The organism is Dyadobacter sp. UC 10, from assembly GCF_008369915.1.
Classification (GTDB): Bacteria; Bacteroidota; Bacteroidia; order Cytophagales; family Spirosomataceae; genus Dyadobacter.
In genome coordinates this window covers 4,943,853-4,962,714 of sequence record NZ_VSRN01000001.1, presented here as the reverse complement: position 1 = coordinate 4,962,714, position 18,862 = coordinate 4,943,853, and the positions used below count along the sequence as shown (strand labels likewise).

General features: G+C 47.4%; 11 protein-coding genes. 5 read left to right on the top strand and 6 right to left on the bottom strand.

Annotated elements, in window-relative coordinates:
* Positions 1–14: 14 nt before the first annotated feature.
* The 4 genes from FXO21_RS20460 to FXO21_RS20445 all read right to left on the bottom strand — a co-directional run bounded on the left by FXO21_RS20460 (position 15) and on the right by FXO21_RS20445 (position 9,124).
* Positions 15–3,152, bottom strand: a complete 3,138-nt coding sequence (locus tag FXO21_RS20460; protein ID WP_225865772.1) for a SusC/RagA family TonB-linked outer membrane protein — start codon at positions 3,150–3,152, stop codon at positions 15–17.
* Between the two features lie 309 nt (positions 3,153–3,461).
* Positions 3,462–5,120: a RagB/SusD family nutrient uptake outer membrane protein gene (locus tag FXO21_RS20455; RefSeq protein WP_149641833.1), complete on the bottom strand. Its 1,659-nt coding sequence runs from the start codon at positions 5,118–5,120 to the stop codon at positions 3,462–3,464.
* Between the two features lie 38 nt (positions 5,121–5,158).
* On the bottom strand, positions 5,159–8,236 hold the full coding sequence (locus tag FXO21_RS20450) for a SusC/RagA family TonB-linked outer membrane protein (RefSeq protein ID WP_225865771.1): 3,078 nt from the start codon (positions 8,234–8,236) through the stop codon (positions 5,159–5,161).
* A gap of 501 nt (positions 8,237–8,737) precedes the next feature.
* Positions 8,738–9,124 carry a hypothetical protein gene (locus FXO21_RS20445; protein ID WP_149641832.1) on the bottom strand — a complete coding sequence of 129 codons (387 nt, stop codon included), beginning with the start codon at positions 9,122–9,124 and terminating at the stop codon, positions 8,738–8,740.
* Between the two features lie 258 nt (positions 9,125–9,382).
* Here FXO21_RS20445 and FXO21_RS20440 point away from each other — a divergent pair, with 258 nt between their 5' ends.
* From FXO21_RS20440 to alaS, 3 genes are all read left to right on the top strand, one after another.
* Positions 9,383–12,556 carry a glycoside hydrolase family 9 protein gene (locus FXO21_RS20440; protein ID WP_225865770.1) on the top strand — a complete coding sequence of 1,058 codons (3,174 nt, stop codon included), beginning with the start codon at positions 9,383–9,385 and terminating at the stop codon, positions 12,554–12,556.
* Positions 12,557–12,669: 113 nt separating this feature from the next.
* A complete protein-coding gene (locus FXO21_RS20435) occupies positions 12,670–13,239 on the top strand; it encodes an RNA polymerase sigma-70 factor (protein WP_192579277.1) in 570 nt (189 codons plus the stop codon).
* Positions 13,240–13,254: 15 nt separating this feature from the next.
* Complete coding sequence (gene alaS / locus FXO21_RS20430) at positions 13,255–15,915, top strand: alanine--tRNA ligase (RefSeq protein ID WP_149641830.1); 2,661 nt, start codon at positions 13,255–13,257, stop codon at positions 15,913–15,915.
* Positions 15,916–16,005: 90 nt separating this feature from the next.
* Here the strand turns inward: alaS and FXO21_RS20425 are convergent, their stop codons facing one another.
* Both FXO21_RS20425 and FXO21_RS20420 read right to left on the bottom strand, forming a co-directional pair.
* Complete coding sequence (locus tag FXO21_RS20425) at positions 16,006–16,488, bottom strand: CHRD domain-containing protein (RefSeq protein ID WP_149641829.1); 483 nt, start codon at positions 16,486–16,488, stop codon at positions 16,006–16,008.
* A 187-nt stretch (positions 16,489–16,675) separates the two neighbouring features.
* Positions 16,676–17,776 carry a hypothetical protein gene (locus FXO21_RS20420; RefSeq protein WP_149641828.1) on the bottom strand — a complete coding sequence of 367 codons (1,101 nt, stop codon included), beginning with the start codon at positions 17,774–17,776 and terminating at the stop codon, positions 16,676–16,678.
* 287 nt (positions 17,777–18,063) lie between these two features.
* Between FXO21_RS20420 and FXO21_RS20415 the strand changes: the two genes are divergently transcribed.
* Together FXO21_RS20415 and FXO21_RS20410 are read left to right on the top strand one after the other, a co-directional pair.
* Positions 18,064–18,243, top strand: a complete 180-nt coding sequence (locus tag FXO21_RS20415) for a hypothetical protein (RefSeq protein WP_225865769.1) — start codon at positions 18,064–18,066, stop codon at positions 18,241–18,243.
* Positions 18,236–18,862 (top strand): zeta toxin family protein, encoded by a 627-nt coding sequence (locus FXO21_RS20410; protein ID WP_149641826.1) that lies wholly within the window; start codon positions 18,236–18,238, stop codon positions 18,860–18,862. The genes FXO21_RS20415 and FXO21_RS20410 overlap by 8 nt, the downstream gene beginning before the upstream one ends.

Genomic DNA, 18,862 nt, shown 5'->3' with positions numbered 1-18,862 from the left:
TCAATTTTAACCGATTACAATGTCAGATCAATACCCAGGCTGAGTATTCTCGGTGACGGTACATTATTGTTGTCCTGATCAGGTTCTGCATCCCACCAGTCCCACTTAGGCGCGTAGTAGCCCAGGTTTTTAGCAGAGAAAAAGAACTTCAGATTGCTCACCTTGATCTTTTCAACCACACTTTTCGGCAAAGAATACCCTAGGGAGATATTGTCTAGGCGGATAAAAGATCTGTCCTGGTAAACACCGAAGCCGCTTGCGCCACCTTCGCTGGAATAGAGGCGAGCCCATTCGTTGGAGCGGTTTTCCTCAGTCCAGTAAGGGAAACGGTATGAACTGGTACGATCAAGAAATCCGTCGCGGTTCTTCCGCTGGTTGAAAGAGGCTTTGTGACCCCAATATGAATATATCGAGATACCCACGTCAAGCGTTTTGAAAAGTTTAAAGTCGTTCCGCAAAGTCCAGCGGAAACGAGGATTTGTCCATCCCTGAAACTGCTTGTCGGCATTGGTGAATTTCCCGTCTCCGTCCACATCTTCCAGCTTGAAGTCACCAGGTTTTACGCCGTATTTCGCGGCCTGATCCCGCTCTTCTACCTGCCATACTCCCAATATTTTGTAGTCCCAGATCTCGTCAAGCGAATGTCCGATAAATCGGCGGTTAGCTACATCGTCTTTCTCCCGACCATTTTCATCCAGGTCTCCATAAAGTCTTGCAATTTTATTCCGGTTCAATTGAAACGTAAATGTGGACCGCCAGGAGAAATTTTCACGGTTCATGTTCACTGAATTCAGCGTCGCTTCAATACCTCTGTTTTGGACTTCTCCCAGATTATCCCATACAGAGCTGAATCCAAGGATATCGGGCAATGCACGCTGCACAAGCAAGTCGGTTGTGGATGAACGGTACACTTCCAGTGATCCTTCCAGTTTATTGTCGAACAAACCGAAATCAATACCGAGGTTGTAAGATGCAGTGCGCTCCCATCTCAGGTTCGCATTCTGCATTCTGTTTACATAAAGCTGATTCGCCAGATACACTGTCCCATCGGGTCTTACATGAAGATATTTGCCCGTTTGTAAGTCGGAGATTGCCGAATACAGACCAATATCTCTGTTTCCGTTACTACCCCAGGTAGCACGCAGTTTTCCGTAGTTCATCCAGCTGCTTTTCCAGAAAGCCTCGTCCGTAAACACCCAACCCAGTGCAACAGATGCGAAGGTAGCGCGTGGGTTAGCCTGCCCGAATGCAGAGTATCCGTCACGACGGGTCGAAAGCGTCACCATGTATTTGTCTTTCCAGGAATAGAATAGCCGCGCCATCAAGGCATCGCCGGTGCTGTATTCATCATAGGCCGAGACTGTTGGGTTAATACCAGTGCTGATCCCATGGTAACCCAATGCATCTGTTGGCAAAAAGCCTTTGTTAGTCATCGTATTGTCCCACCGCTGATACTTCTCGGAATTGGCAAGCAAGGTCAGATCGAAATTGTGCTTGCCGAAAGTCTTGTTCCATTTCAGAATGTTGTCAACCTGCCAGCGAAATTCTTTTCGGTTTTGGCGACTTGCGCTTCCGCCCGTGGCCGCCCACTCGGCGTGCTTCGCAGATTCATGATTAAACCGCTCGAAAAATTCAAAACGCGGTGTATAATTGATCCGGTAGGAAAAACCAAAAGGCAGCGTGACCAAACCATATAAGGTCGTATTGAAGGTGGTGATCTTTTGTCTCCGGTCAATAAACTGACGGGCGTAGTAGGGATGGTTACCACCGCTGGCTTCACTATTCGGTCTCCATTTGTAGCTTCCATCAGCCTCAAATTCAGATCCCCAGGGAGATAGAATCCTAGCGAGACCATAGTCCACAGGCACCTGGCTTTCATCCCTGTCCGCAAATTGGGTATTAATCCCTACGGAAAAGAACTTCGCCACCTGGCCTTCGAGATTAACCCGTCCCCTGACCGTACTAAACTTATCGCCTGTGATAATACCCTCATTGCTCAGGTATCCCAGCGACATGAAATAGGACACGGCATCCTTCTTTCCTGACAAACTTACCGTGTGATCCTGTCTCTTGCCGGTTTGAAAAACTTTTGAATTCCAATCCACACTTCTCCCGGCTTTGTAATTTTCTATCTCAATGGGCTGCATCCCCAAACGCTGCAGCCAAACCGTAGTAGGATCTCCCGTTGAGCCATCGTATGCCAGCCACTGGTCCAGTGAAATATTGGAAGGCAGGCCCGCAGGATTTTCGAACTGAAAAGGCTGGTAGCTGGAATTGATATTTTTCATTACCTCGCCCCGCCAGTCAATAAACTCCTCTGCACCGAGCACTGGCTGCTTCTTTGAAATAGTACCTATTCCAACATTCGAATTGATATTCACCCTTGCTTTTCCTTCTACCCCCTTTTTGGTAGTGATCAGAATCACGCCGCTTGCTGCCTTCGAACCGAATACCGCCGCCGAACTGGCGTCTTTCAGCACATCAATTGTTTCAATGTCATTGGGATTGATATCAGACAGCTCTCCATAATAAATCGCTCCGTCGAGCACCAGCAATGGGCTTGTACTTGCATTGATCGAATTACGGCCGCGAACCAGCAAGCTGCCGCCACCTTTTGCAGACGGCGTCATACCTACATTCAAGCCGGCAATGTTTCCCCTCAAAATATCCTGAACCGAGTTTGGGTTTTCATTCTCCAGCTTGGAAGTGTTGATCTGGGAAACGGCCCCGGTCAGATCCCGCTTTTTTTGCGTTCCATATCCCACAACGACAACTTCGTCGAGCGCCTTCTGATCGCTCAAAAGTGATACATTTACCGTAGACGCGTTCCCGACTGTTTTTTCCTGAGAGATGTAGCCTACTGATGAGAAGACCAGAACCGAGTTGGCAGAGGGAACAATAATCTCAAACTTGCCGTCCACATCCGTTGTAGTTCCAAGGGTCGAGCCCTTTACCAGGACAGTTACCCCGGGAACCGGGGAGCTGTCGTCCGCTGACAATACCGTTCCGCTGACCTTTTGATCAGCTAGAACCAACTCTTTAGATCCGGCCGAAACAATCGTGGTGGCACTGGCTGTGGTGAAGTCACAAATTGCTGCCAGAATGCAAACCATCGACACTCGCAGGAAGAGCCAGGTAGATCCTTTTTTCATTTTTAATTAGAAAAGATTAATTAAACTGGTGATTGAAATATATCAATTTACGCAGACGTAATTGAATCTTTCCCACCCTGACACTCACTCTTTCTGAAAGTTACCAGCAATAAACGTCCCCTCATTATACGTTTTGACCAAAACACGATAAGAATCAGCGACTTAGCACTATTTCTACAATACAATGAAATTTTTGTAATTAAAATAAAAAAAAATGCAGACCGGCGCTACTTCATTCCCCGGTTTGAAGCCTGGGAAATCGGTACTGCTGGTCTGCTTTATTTTCTTAAAACTTACAAAATCCGTCGCTCAATACCCCGGGTTTTGAGGATAGGCAGCCGGTCCGCCGGCTGTGCGGTCGATTTGATCCTGTGGGATCGGTCTCAGATTATGAAACTCTTTTACGTTGGTAGCGCCCTCCGGATTGTGTGCCTTAACCCTTTCAACAAGGATACCCCAGCGTTTCAGATCAAACCAACGAAACATTTCGCCTGCCAGCTCCCGCTCGCGTTCTTCCATGATGAATTCCATTGTCGCTTTCGCTGCGGTGATCTCCATAGCAGCCTCCTTGCCAGGCCACGCAGCTCTGCGGCGTACCACATTGATATGGGCAGCTGCTTCCGCATTTTTCTTTTGCATAATAAGCGCCTCAGCAGCAATCAGATGCGTTTCCGCCAGGCGGAACATCAAAAAGTCCCTGCTTCCCTGCTCATAAGTACGGTCGGGACGAAGCGCATCGAGGAACTTGCGGTTCACAGGGAACAGGTTTGCTTTGTATAAGCTTGGGGTAAGTACCTGATAAGGTCGCTTGGCCCGCTCCTCCACCGACATTTCATAACCTGGTATAAAGATCGTCGTGTCACCGGATGCAAAAGTCAGCTCTTTCTTGGATGTATCGAACAAGTTGGTATATTTTCCAGGCTTGTTGCTCAGCCAGGTATCTTTGAACGTTTTCTTGTAACGTGAATCATTAACCCGGTCGGCAGGAGCGAAAACCTTTTCCAGCATATATGTAGTGGGTCTGAAGCGCTTGAACGGCCGGCCGTTCTCCGTATCGCGCTGCATTCCTGCCTGGGTATCGTACTCCATCCCGAAATACAAATGTGTACGGTTTCCGATTCCGTTGGTCAGCGGGTCCGAGGTATATTGGGTTGCAAAAATCACTTCATTATTGATCTCGCCACCGCCTTGTACCCACACACTCGCAAAGTCAGGCAACAGGGAGAACGAGTAATTTTTGACCACGTTTTCCGCATAAGTAGCAGCTTTCACAAAATCGTCGGCCGCTTTTGCTTCCGAAGTTGCCTTGGTTAAGTATACCCTTGCCAGCAAATGCTCCGCTGCTGCTTTTGTAACCCGGCCATAATCAGAAGTTGCCAGCCCAAGGTCAGGCAGCCCCGATTCCAGATCGGAAATGATTTGCGCGTAGATCTCCGGGACCGGGGCACGTGTAAATTCCTTCTGCGACACAAGGTTGCCTTTTGTCACCAGAGAGACCGGGCCAAACATCTGAACCAGAATAAAATAATGGTGCGCTCTCAAAAACTTAACCTCAGCCACCCGACGCTTTACAAGCGCCGCGTCCAGCGCAGTCATTTCAGGAGCTACGTCAATCACGATGTTGGCTGTATTGATAGCCGGGTAAAAGCTGTTCCAGATTGCATTCGTAACCCCCAAACGCCCGTCTATCTGAGAGGTATACTCATTCACGAATTTGAAAGATCCGTCAGCCCCCATCGTGTAAGTATCCGTTCCGAACACAGTCAGGGTCATGGCATCCTCCGTTCCGTAATAGTTCCGCAGTGAACTGTAAACACCCTTCACCGCGGCCTCGAAACCTGCCGGGGTATTGATATATTCACTTCCGACCTGCGAGATCGGGGTTTCGTCAAGAAGGTCATTGCAGGACTGGCTTCCCAAAAGCAGTATAGCAGCCAGTAAGGTTTTAAAACGAAGTAACACTTTCATATTTCTTTGAGATTAATTTTGATATCTGTTCGGGTATACTAGATTTTCAGATTGATACCGAAAGTGATCTGTCTGACAGCCGGTGTCTGGCTAGAGTTGATATCGCCGTCAGTTTCGTTGTCAATACCCTTGTATTTGGTTCTGTACTCAGAGAAGATAAATGGCTGCTGAGCGCTCATAAATACGCGAAGACTACCAATTTTCATCTTTTCCGTCAGCTTATCCGGGAAATTGTAGCCCAGGTTGATGTTACGAACCTTGATAAACGTTCCGTCGAAATACAATACAGTTGACCGGAATGGAGGGAACTCCTGGCTTTGATTTGGTCTTGGAAATTCATTGGTCGGGTTCTCGGGCGTCCAATAGTCAATATCCAGGTTGTTGTAGCGGCCGGCCAGTGTCATATTATCCTGGTGGAACAAGCTACGGAACATACTTCCAAACCTTGCAAATACGAATACCGACAAATCAAATCCTTTGTATTCAAACCGGTTGGTCATACCTGCTGAGAACTTCGGAACCTGTGATCCCAGAATAACCCTGTCGAACGGATCAATTTTACCATCTCCGTTTGTATCCTGAATCTTGATCTGCCCTGGTACGCTCTGGTATTTCTTGGCCTGCTCCAATTCACTTGTCTGCCAGATACCAATCTTTTTATAGTCAAAATAAGCGGTCAGCGGCTGTCCGATAAAGCGGGCATTACCGATGTCATCTACTTTTCCATTGAAGAGTTCAAGTATTTTCTCTTTGTTTTTTGTCAACTGAAAATCGGTATTCCAGCGAAAGCCGCCTGGCGCATCAACATTCACGGTAGATAAAGTTACCTCGATACCGGTATTGCGTGTGCTGCCGACATTCCGCCGAACCTGGTTGAACCCGCTGGTAATAGGCAATTGATCAAACAAAAGCAGGTCTCTTGTATCCGCCTGGTAGTATTCAAGTGACCCCGATACGCGGCCTTTGAAAACGCTGAAATCCAAACCAATGTTACCGGTTGTGGTTGTTTCCCATTTCAGCTCCGAGTTACCCAGCGAACCCGGTGCATAACCGAAAGCGCCGGCAGCTCCGAAAGCGTAGGAAGTTCTGCCTAGCAAAGCCTGCGTCTGATACGGATCGATAGCCGTGTTACCGGTTGAACCATAGCTCGCACGAAGCTTCAACTCATCCACCCAGCTTACATTTTTCAGGACAGGCTCGCTGCTGATATTCCAGCCGACAGCTACTGAGGGGAAAAATCCGTATTTCGTATCCGCCCCGAACCGGGAAGAACCATCGTATCGTCCGGTTAATGTAAACAGGTATTTTTCATTAAAATCGTAGTTGATACGCGCCATGTATGAGTTCAACACCCACTGGCTGAGAGATGAAGCTACACCACTGATGATTGTGGCTTGCCCCAGGTTGTAGAACTGCTGTGTTTCAGCCGGTATACCTGTTACGTTAATAAAGTTTTGCTCAAGATCATCTTTCTGCAATGAATGCAAAAGCGTCACCCCCAGGTTGTGCTTCCCACCCAATTGTTTGTTATACATTAAAATATTTTCCAATGTATAGTTAAACTGGTATTCGTTGAACTGGTAACCGGTAGGTTCGCCTCCACGCCGCGCATTGGTCTGCGAGCCGGTGAAACGTCCGATGCGGCGGTTGTTCAGATCCGGGCCGAAGTTGACGCGGTATTTCAGCCCTTCCAGAATCGCCCATTCTGCATAGATACTGTTGAATATCCTGAAACGTTTGGTCAGGTCGACCTGTGCGCCTGGAATGATCTCAGCGATCGGATTGGTTCTCAAACCGTCGGAAGTAGGCAGGAAGATCAGTTTTCCGTTGTCATCGTAAGGCTTTCCAAGTGGATTTTCAGCTAACGCTCCACCGTAAGGGTTGAAGTTTTCACCGTTCCTGGTGCTGTAAACCCCCATCATGGAAGTACCGATCTTGATCCGCTTTGTAATCTGATGATCCAGATTTATACGGAAGGTATAGCGTGTAAAATCCTGATTATAAATGATCCCTTTATCGTTGAAGTAGTTACCGGAAATCGCAAACTGCGTTTTTTCCGTTCCTCCCTGCACCCCAACCTGGTGGCTCTGGATTGTTCCCGGACGCAACAAATAGGATTGATAGTCGGTAGAACGATTGTTTTTAATCCCGTCCAACTCGATCGGCTCGAAAAGCTTAGCATCCGCCTCGGGCGTCGCCGGGCCTGCCGGATATAGCGGCAGACCGGTTTTCGCGTCAATAACCGCTCTTCTCGATTCCCGTTTGTATTCTGCAAATTCGGGACCGTTCATGACGTCGATTTGCCCCAGCTCTTTGGAAGAACCGTAATAACCGTCGTAGCTCACTACCGTTTTACCTGGCTTACCGCGTTTTGTCGTGATCAGAACAACACCGTTAGAGCCACGAGAACCGTAAATGGCGGTCGCAGAAGCATCTTTCAAAACCTCCATCGAAGCAATGTCGTTCGGGTTGAAATCGTCGATATTTCCTGCCAAAGGAATACCATCTACCACATAAAGCGGGTCATTGGATGCATTAATAGACCTTCTCCCGCGGATCCTGACCGTCGGGCCGGCGCCTGGCTTACTGCTGTTTTGTACCACATCCACACCCGCGGCCCGTCCCTGCAATGCCTGGCGTGCATTCGTGATCGGCAATTCCCCGATCTCTTTGGAACCGACAGAAGATATGGCACCTGTAAGCTGGCTTTTCTTTTGCGTTCCATAACCAACAACCACTACTTCTCCAAGCGTTTTCAGATCACTCACAAGTTCAAGATCGACAACGCTTTTGCTACCTAATTCGATCTCCTGCGTCACGAAACCCACCGCAGAAAACACAAGCACTCCACCGTTGTCCGGTACGTCTATCTTGAATTTTCCATCAGTGTCGGTATTGGTACCTGTCCGGCTGCCTTTCAGCACAACTGAAACTCCGGGGATAGGTGTCTTGTCTTCTGCCGCGAGTATTTTACCTGTTACAGACCGGTCGATCACCGAGACCACATTTTCGCCTGGCCTGAAACCAAACGTGTGCCCTGCTGAACCTGTAACAATTACACCCGCCATTGTCAGCCGTATCAGATGCTGACTAATAGTCGTAAAGTTTTTTTTCATACGCGTAAGTTTAATTACCATTAAAGTGTTTCTGATTTAAGTTGACGGTGATTGAAATATATACCCCTACAAGAAAAATAATATTTTTTCTTTGAATAGTAAAAATAAGTAACTAGTAGGTACCTTATTGGGTCGCAAGGTGATTTGAGGCACGCGTTCAAAATTGATTATTGAACAATTCCAATAACCATATTATCTAAACAGATAATGCAATTCGAAAATCTGGTTGAGAATAGAGATTCGTGAAGAAAATCGAAAAGATTCTAGGAATTTTATTTATGCAATCGTTATCGGGAACGTTGCCATCATATGCATTAACAAATAAATTATTGTAAAATCTTGACATAAAGTTCAATTATATATACATAACTGAACATTGCGGACACAATTGTTTTGGACTTAACCCAGATTTAATTTGAAATCACCAGCAGAAAAGTACCAGCATACCGGTAGGTGATTTCGTAACCGGGTAGTTACCGGGAAGTTAACTAGGCGGCAGTTTCAGTGGTTACTGAAAATAAAGTAGAATAAAAAAAAAAGGAAGGTTACCGACATCAATATCAAAATAATACCCTTTGTCAGAAAACCTGCGTTGGGTGAATCAGGAGAGTTTTTCTTCTGGTCACGGTCGCCGATAATGTCCAGTGAGCTGCGGATCCTTCCCCATATCGAATTAACTTCCTGATTAGACAGCATTTCTGGCTTCCAGTCAGAAGCGATCAGCACTAGTTCACGTGCTTTATCCACTGTGTCTTTTCGTGACGGGTATTTAATGATCCAGTTTTCCCAAAAAGACCGGATCGCCTGGTCATCAGGAAACCGCACCCAGCGAATGAAGAGGTTTTCCATCGCCAATTCCTCTGCCGATAACTCTGAAAACGGTTTCATTTTTAGTAGCGCGTTAATATTAATAAGCCCGAAAGAGCCTGACTTGTCCAACAGAACCTGTGTTAATTCTCTGTTAAGCTTTTCATTTGAAAAAGAAACCGGTTCGCCGATTATACTCACCTTATTATCCCTTCCAGAGGTTACTGGCGCTGATCCCACAGCTACTGCCCGCACAGGATTTCAAATTTCAGTAAGGTGAAGCATACATATCCGCGCGGATGACCGTCATGTCCGCAACCACACTAAACATAATTTGCTATGAAACACTTACTTCGTGCATCACTGCTCGTCTCCTGCCTGCTACAAATGGCATTTGGACAAAACAAAATGCTTTGGAACGGTGAAAATCCGGGTACCCCTGCCTGTAATACTGCATACGGATCTATTCTATCCGGGCCCGATGCCCACGCAGGCGACTACTATTTCCGGGCAGAACCAGACAACTGGCATGCCCCGCGGATCGGCTTCAATTGTACAGGAATGTGGCGGGGGGATATTTCCCGGTTCGATGAGCTCCGCTTTTTCATTAAATCCAATAAACCGCTTCAAACTACATCCATTCGTTTCACCACCTTCTACGCGCAGGGAAAATGGGTGAGTCTGGCACCCTACCTGCCTGCCGGAACATTGATCGGGACTGATTACCAGGAGGTCGTGATCCCGATCGACTCACTCAAAACAACCGGTTACGACCTGAGTTCGGTCGACTACCTCGAATTCGCGACATCCGGAGCAAGCGGGACCCTGTTTTACATTGATGATATTTTACTGACCGATATTACCTCCCCAACCATCTCCGCGCAGCCGCTCTCTTACCAGGTAATCAGGCTAGCGGTCGACGAGCGTTTTGACACTACCGGCTGCTATCAAACTTCAAGCTACGAAATGAGCAGCACCACGGATCCGGAATATCAGCCCGCGAAAAACCCCTTGCGCGTGGGCCGACATCTCCGCGTTGCCGGATTAGCCCCCATTTCGGGCACTCCGCTTATCCAATCGGAACTGTTTCTGGTATTTGAAAAGCCTTTCGAGAACGGTATCGAATACCGGCTGCAGGCAGAGAATTTGAAAGATCCGGCGGGCAATATGACTTCACTGGACACCAGTTTCACTTTTTCTGATCAGGTCAAGCTGGGTAATGTAAAGCTAAACCAGGTCGGCTACCTGCCCGAAAGCCCGAAGCTGGGAAAACTGGGCAACTTTCTCGGCGATGCCTGGTTTCTACCGATCGATCAGTTGAATAGCCCCGATTTTCAGGTTTTGGACGGGGCTGATAATGTTAAGTTCTCCGGAAAAAGCAGCTTCCTGAAATCAGATTCGGCTTTTAGCGGAGAAATGGTTTTCGAACTTGATTTCTCCGCTTTCAAAACTCCCGGTACTTATTATTTGTATGTGCCTGGTTACGGCAGGTCGGAAGAGTTCAGGATATCAGCCGATGTATATAATGGAACCTACTTTCACACAGCGAGGGCGCTCTATTTTCAAAGATCCGGGGCACTTTCTCAGGAAAACGCATTTGAATGGGCAAGAAACGGACTGCCTAGTACCGCTGCGGAGATACACTCAAGCCACTCTTCTTCAAACCTTTTCAGTGCAACAGATTACCCGCCCGGCAGCAGTATACCGATGCAGGGAGGCTGGCTCGACGCCGGCGATTATGGCAGATATGTTCCGACGGCAGCCAGCGCACTTTTTATTCTGTTCACGGCTGTTGAGCTCTATCCTGAAAAATTCCCGGACAACCATCTTAATATTCCTGAAAGTGGTAACAAAATCCCGGATATACTTGACGAAGCGAAATACGAAACGACGTGGCTGAAATCAATGCAGGCACCGGATGGTGGCGTTTACTTCCGGGTTACTCCCGCGATCTGGTCTACGGGAATGCCCGAGGATGAGTCAAATACCCTTTACGTTTCAGTGAAAACGACCCAATCCACCGCCTTGTTTGCCGCGGCGATGGCGATGGCTTACAGGAACCTGAAACCATATTACCCGGCCCACGCAGATTCCTGTCTTGCGCTGGCTGAAAAAGCCTGGGATTTTTTGCAAGCACATCCGGAGGCTTCCGCACCGGTCGTCACGCCGGGTATTTCAGCAGGCCCGTACCCTGACCCTGAAGACCGCGACAACCGCGCCTGGGCTGCAGCAGAGCTGTACAAATCGACCGGCAACGCGCAATATCAGGCTGAATTCCTGGCATATTATGCACAAATACCGCACGAATTCCAGGCTACCATGAGCTGGCAGCAACATACTTTTAAGGCCGCCTGGGCTTATGCGACCTCGAAGTTCCCAACAGATGCGGCAGTTGTAACAGAATTCAAAAACAGTCTTGAAACTATCCTCATACCTGAGTATAATAACCGGACGATGTCGGTACATGCCTACCACGGGGCTTATCACCCATTTAAAGGATATATAGGGTATGGAACGTTTGCAATGGCCCAGAGCTACGCATTTGATTATGTTTTGTTCAGCTATTTACTTGGACAGCCTGCGCTGCTGGACTTTGCGAAAATGCAGCTCGATATTCCACTGGGCAATAACCCCTTGTCGCTGACATTCATAACGGGGACCGGAAATAATAGTCCGAAGTATCCGCTGCATTGGTCCACGGTTGCGGATCATTTCCCCAATCCGGTACCTGGCTTACCGGTTTTCGGACCGGCAGCTTCACTGGTAATGAACCGCCCGTCGAGCTTCGCTATTCAGGATTCGCTTAACCGGTATCCTTATGGTTTCAAAAAAGAAGATCCTTACCCGGTTCTGAGAAGATATACGGATGCCAGGGAAGCGGTAGAAATGTCGGAGTTCACGGTTCAGGAAATTGCGGTTACTGCGGCAGTATTCGCATTTTTCAGCGCTGTGGTCAACGAGGCGCTTCCGGTTAAACTTTCCGCTTTTAATGCTGCTGCCGATGCATGCAAGGTGTTGCTGCAATGGACAACTTCGGAAGAGATTAACGCGGGGTATTTCGCCGTCGAGCGGAGCGCGGATGCCCGTAATTTCTCAGAAATCGGCCGGATTGCAGCCACCGGTAACAGCCGTCTGAGCAATAACTATACTTTCGCGGATTCACTTCCCGGCGCGAAAAACTATTACAGATTAAGGCAAATTGATCTGGACGGAACCTCTGAATACTCGCTGATCCGGTTCGCGGAAGGACCTTGCGCCGAGTCCAGCCTGATATTGAAGCACATTGGCCGAAACCACTACCAAATTCAAATAAAAGAACCTAATCAAATGCCTGTCCGGGAATTGACCGGGCATATTTACCATATTACGGGTTTCGAAAAACGCACGTTCCGGATTCCGAAAAACGGTTTTGCAGATCTTAACTGTGCAGGATTCGGTCCAGGTGTTTACATTTTGAAAGTGTTGGACAACCGGAAGGAAGAATTTTTTACCGGCAAATTATTGATTTACTAATCTCACACCTTGAACCCAGCCATTGAATAACGAGAACTGAAAATGGCAATTATTTTCTGCAAACTGGTCTGGTTTCTGCAGCTGCCGGAGCTATACACTATCCCGAAACCGACTTGCAAAATCCAGAGCATATTGCGGAGGAAGAGCTGCTACACCTTTTGCAGGCAGACGACCGCCCGGCATTCCATTATTTTTACAAAAAGTACCACCGGCGGGTGCAGAATTATGCACTCAGGTTCACCCAATGCCGCGAAAATGCGCAGGACGTGGCACAGGATGTATTTCTCAAATTGTGGGAAAACCGCAAAAAACTGGCAAACGTAAGTTGCCTGGAAGCCTATTTGTTCAAGATATGTAAAAACAAAAGCCTGACCCTGCTCAACAGGAAACTTTGCGAAAAACGAATGCTTCTGAATATAGTTTATACCGGTCAGGATTTCGAAGCCGAAGCTTGCAAACAGGTAGCCGCTGAGCAATTTGAGCGACTCATTTATTTGGCAATCAGTCGACTGCCGCCACGGCGGAGGCATGTCTTCCGGCTTTGTAAACTGGAAGGCAAAACTCACAGGGAAGTTGCTGCCGAGCTTCATATCAGCCCGGGTACAATCCATGATCATATCGTGAAAGCCACGAGGGCAATTCGTAAATTTCTTTACCTTTGCGGCTCATTTCAGGAGACTTAGTACAACAATTACACAATGACTTCGCATCAAATACGTCAGGCTTTTCTCGATTTTTTTCGCAGTAAGGAACACCTTATCGTTCCCTCGGCACCACTGGTTGCAAAAAATGACCCTACCCTTATGTTCAATAATTCGGGTATGGCCCAGTTCAAAGACTACTTTCTGGGCAATGGTACACCTCCTTCGCGAAGAATTGCCGATACGCAGAAATGCCTCCGTGTTTCGGGCAAACACAATGATTTAGAGGATGTTGGATTTGACACGTATCACCACACGATGTTCGAAATGCTCGGCAACTGGTCATTTGGTGATTATTTTAAAAAAGAAGCGATTGCGTGGGCGTGGGAACTTCTGACGGAGGTTTATAAGCTGCCGAAAGACAGGTTGTACGTTTCCGTTTTCGAGGGCAATGCCAGCGACGGCGTACCTTTTGACCAGGAAGCCTGGGATTTGTGGAAAGGCATTGTAGGCGAAGACCGCATTATTCTTGGGAACAAAAAAGACAATTTCTGGGAAATGGGCGATACAGGTCCCTGTGGGCCCTGTTCTGAAATCCATGTTGACCTGAGAACCCCTGCCGAAGTTGCCGAAGTTCCTGGTAAGTCGCTCGTGAACAACGACCATCCGCAGGTTGTAGAGATCTGGAACCTGGTATTTATGCAGTTCGAGCGCAAGGCCGACGGCTCTCTGGTCCCCCTGCCCGCCACACACGTGGATACCGGAATGGGCTTCGAACGGCTTTGTATGGCCATTCAGCAAAAAATTTCCAATTACGATACCGATGTTTTCCAGAATACCATTCAGGTTTTGGAAACGCTCTCGGGTAAAAAATACGGCTCAGGCGAAGAACCGTTCGCAGATATCGCGATGCGCGTTATCTCTGATCACATACGCGCCGTTGCATTTGCCATTACCGACGGCCAGCTTCCTTCCAACGTGAAAGCCGGCTATGTGATACGCCGCATTTTGCGCCGTGCGGTCCGCTACGGTTATTCTTACCTCGGTTTTCAGGAGCCGTTTTTCTACAAGCTGGTAGCAGTGCTTTCCGAGCAGTTCAAAGACGTTTTCCCGGAACTGAAAGCGCAGGAGGAATTTGTCGCGAAAGTGATTCTGGAAGAAGAAAAAAGCTTTTTACGGACGCTTGAATCCGGTTTGAAACGACTGGATACCATCACTTCGACACTCAAAGCAAAAGGTATCAATACGATTCCCGGCGATGAAGTTTTCGAACTGAGCGACACTTTCGGCTTTCCGGTCGACCTTACCGCTTTGATTGCCAGGGAAAAAGGACTGCTGGTCGACGAAGCCGGGTTTCAGGATGCATTGGCAGAGCAGAAAAAACGCTCCCGCCAGGATGCCGCCAAAGAAGCTACGGACTGGATCGAGCTGCGCGAAGCCGATGGAGTGGAATTCCTCGGTTATGATTTTGAAGAAACACACAGCCATATTGTAAAATACCGAAAGATGAAGACCAAAGGCGGAGAAGAATACCATATTGTACTCGATCGGACACCATTTTACGCTGAAATGGGTGGACAAGTTGGGGATACGGGCGTACTGATCGTCAAAGGGGGTGAAAAAGAGGACGGAGGAAGGAAGATTAATATTGTCGATACAAAAAAGGAGAATGACCTTTTTGTACATATTTCGCGCGATAAGGATCTGGATGATGTATTGCAGAATGCGGGTATCGTCACTGCGAAGATCGACAATACAAGAAGACAGCAAATCCAGGCAAACCACACTGCTACGCATTTAATGCTGTCTGCGATGCGCGAAGTACTGGGCACGCATATCGGACAAAAAGGTTCTTTCCTAAACGACGAAGTTTTGCGTTTCGACTTCTCGCATTTCACGAAAGTTACCGACGAGGAACTGGCGAAAATTGAAGACCGCGTCAATGAAAAGATCCGAGAGAACATAACATTGGATGAACGTCGCAATGTACCGATCCAGCAGGCTTTGGACGCAGGCGCGACGGCTACTTTCGGTGAAAAATATGGTGATTTCGTCCGTCTGATCATTTTTGACCCAAACTATTCTTTCGAACTTTGCGGTGGAACACACGTGCCTTCGACCGGTAAAATCGGGGTGTTCAAGTTTGTGTCGGAGGGCTCTGTTTCGGCAGGCGTTCGTCGGGTGGAAGCGGTTACGGGCGAAAAAGCACTTGCAATGCTGCGCGATCAGGAAGCGGTTCTGACGCAAATCAAAGATTTACTTAAAAATCCAACCGACCTCGTAAAAGCTGTGGAAAGTCTGATCGACGAGCGCAGCGCTTTGCAGAAAAAGATCGTTTCACTGGAAAATGAGAAAATTCAGTCGTTGAAAATTTCGCTGATTGAAAATATGGAACGGCACACTACTTTCAACCTGATCGTTGAGAAAGTAAATGTTCCTTCTGCCGATTCATTGAAGCAATTGTCCTACGAACTGCGGGACCAGGTTGAAAACCTCATCGCAGTTTTTGGTGCAGAGATCGGTGGAAAACCGCAGCTGTCTGTTTTTATCGCCGAAAATATCGTGCAGGAAACGGGGTTGAATGCAGGTAAGATCGTAAAAGAACTTGCGCAGGAAATTCGCGGAGGCGGTGGCGGCCAGCCATTTTTTGCGACTGCCGGCGGCTCCGACGCTTCCGGGCTCGACAATGCGCTGGACAAGGCAAAGAGCTTATTTTAAGATCAATTGAACTGGCATAAATGCAAAAGAGCGGATCTGATAAAGATACCGCTCTTTTTTTGCAGCGTGTCTTACGCAACGTTGAGTATACTATTCTTCTGTTTTGAGCTGCCCGCGAATTTCTCCGTCCGGATATTTCGCGCTGTGAATGTTCACGTAATATAAGCCCGCTTTCAAATCGGCAACCTGCGCCTCCGTCAGCGTATCAACAAACGCGAATGGCGAGGAGAATTCTTTTCCAAAGTCGATCACCACTGACCCGGTCGAGTCTGCCGGCGCTTTGTGAATATGCCAGGCTGTTGGTGTAAATACTGAATCCGTTGCTGTTGAATCGGAAGTGGAATCGCTGTACATAATGTTAAGTTTCAGAATTCTCGACTCCTGATCCAACGTACCATCTACTGAACCGGTAGCTGTTGAAGGATTAGCTGGTACCTCGTTCGCCCCGGAGAGTGTAGTACTCACTTTCAACTCGGGCAGTACGGGAGTTGGGTCTGTTGTGTTATCGTCATCATTACATGCTGCGACCATCCCGGCGACTAAAAACACACCCACAAATGCTAATTTTCTCATAGTCCTTTGTTTTCGTACATAATTGGTTTGGCCACTCACAGGGAAAATATAGTTCCCCGGAGTGGCCAAACCAACAAACAACTGATTATGAGAAAATTACAATTTTGAGGCTACAACCTGAATGTGTGGAGTATGACGACCTATTGCCGAATTTTACAACAACTTCTACAAAAAATTGATGCTGCTGTTAGAGAATGATCTGCAAGCCAGCGTTAAATCCAATGAATACCCCCTGGAAGTCGGTAGACTTGCTGTTTTTCCAAAGATACTTGTCAACAAAACTGAATTCGTCTTCACGCTCGTGGGTCACGTAGTTGACAGTAGGCCCTGCAAAGATCTCAAAGCGGCTCCCGAGCTTATATCCAGGCAAAATGCGTACTGAGTTCTTGAAATAATGGCCGCCTTCGAAGTCAGAAAGTGAGTGGCTGACAGCTTCCAGGTTAATGCGCAACTGTTTTGCAAGACCAATATGAGCACCTAATCCTGCCTCTACGGCATACAATGGTTTTGGGTTACTTTTCAGGTTATACCCCACTCCCGCGATCCCGTATAAAACGCGGCCTCCTGATCTGAATGAAGCAATACTCGTCATGGATTCGTCCAATGTGAGAGCTATTGATTTTTCCCCGGTTTTAATAAAATTGAAGATTGCGATCGGGTAATCGCTGCTGTCAGCAATGTTGACAAAACCGGCAAGCTGAATACCCCTTACCTTCCTCGCGATATTCATAAATCCGGAAACCTGGGCATTCGTTGTGCCCGCCTTATTCAGGAAACCCGAGATCTGCGCGCCTTGTACACTATCTTTCACGATGTTGGTAAAACCGGCTATCTGCAACCCTTGTGCGCCGCCTGACAAATTCATGAAACCTGCTGCCTGTGCCCCTTTTGCTTTTCCCTTAACGATATTGGCAAAACCCGCCATTTGCATTCCAGAAGCAGATTTGCCTACCATATTCAGCGCACCTGCAACCTGCATTCCACGCGCGCTCCCGCCGATCAGATTTACAGCTCCCGCGATTTGCCCTCCCGACGCATCCTTTTTGATCAGGTTAGCTGCGCCTGCAATCGCCGCGCCCGTTTCATTTGCCGATACTCCGGCAATCGCATGCAGAGAAAAACGATTGGTATAGCTGGCAGCGCGCTGGCCGTTTGAACTTACGGGATAAATAAATCCGACATGAACAAGCGAAACAGAGTCGCGCTGTGCAAAAGCATTGAATGAAAAAATAGCAAACAGAATCGTGATTATGGATGAATTCGGTGACATTACAAGTCGATTTTTCATGGGTGATGTATTTAAAATAATGGATTCAAATACACACGGCTTTCACGATCGGTACAGTTGCAGGCCTACAACACATCTCGCCGCCGTATGTATAATACTGACAACGTGAAGTGGGGTGACCCTAAAAATGGGCGGCTTTTTCTTAATTTTTTAAGAAATTCGGGTATATTCAAACTGAGTTTCGCAATTCAATCAGCTAACAATCAATCATGCACCAGGACGAAATCAGACTCAACCAAAAATTGGAAGAGTTGAGGTTAACCACGTTAGAATCTGGGTCAGCATTTATGATTCGGGATACCGAGTTCTTCGCGGATGGATTTATCAACGAATATCCCGACGGCTCAATGAAGCTCATGCAGCTCAGTGAAGACCAACGTTTCGCCATTGAAATACGAACTTTAACTATTTCAGAAGTGGCTCAAATCAGAAAAAAACACGGTATCGCAGGCGTACTCTATGCCTGAACTTTTTGTGATAACTGGCCCAAATGGTGCCGGGAAGTCTGTTCTGGGTTCGGAGCTATTGCCCATTGCAATAAACCTGACTGTTTTCGATGGAGATAAAACCTTCTATCAGTTATTTGATCGGTTTTATCAGGAAAATAAAGTATCCAAATATGCCAGAGAAAGAGCGGGAGAGGCATTGCAGGTGACTTTCGACCGGCTAGTAGAAGACGCGATTTTGCTCGAAAATAGTTTTGCTTACGAAGGTCATTTTAGTGCCGAGAGTTCCTGGCAGGTAATTGAGCGGTTCAAAAGTGTCGGTTACAAGATCAATTTCACATTTCTATCACTTGAAACCGTTGAACTTTCCTTGCAGCGTGTCGCTATGCGGGTAGCGCATGGTGGTCACTTCGTTTCTCCTATTCACATCAGACATAATTTCTACGCCAACATTGAAATGCTGGATGCGCATTTGCATTTAATGGATCGGCTCGAAATAATCGATAACAGCAGCTTCAAATCGAGCCTATTGCTGAAAATGAGAAATGGAATCGTTACTTATTTTAGGCCGCAATTGTTCCCACCCTGGAACAAAAACATTGCGCCTCAGCTTTTTGAAAAAATTGCGGATTGCATGTAA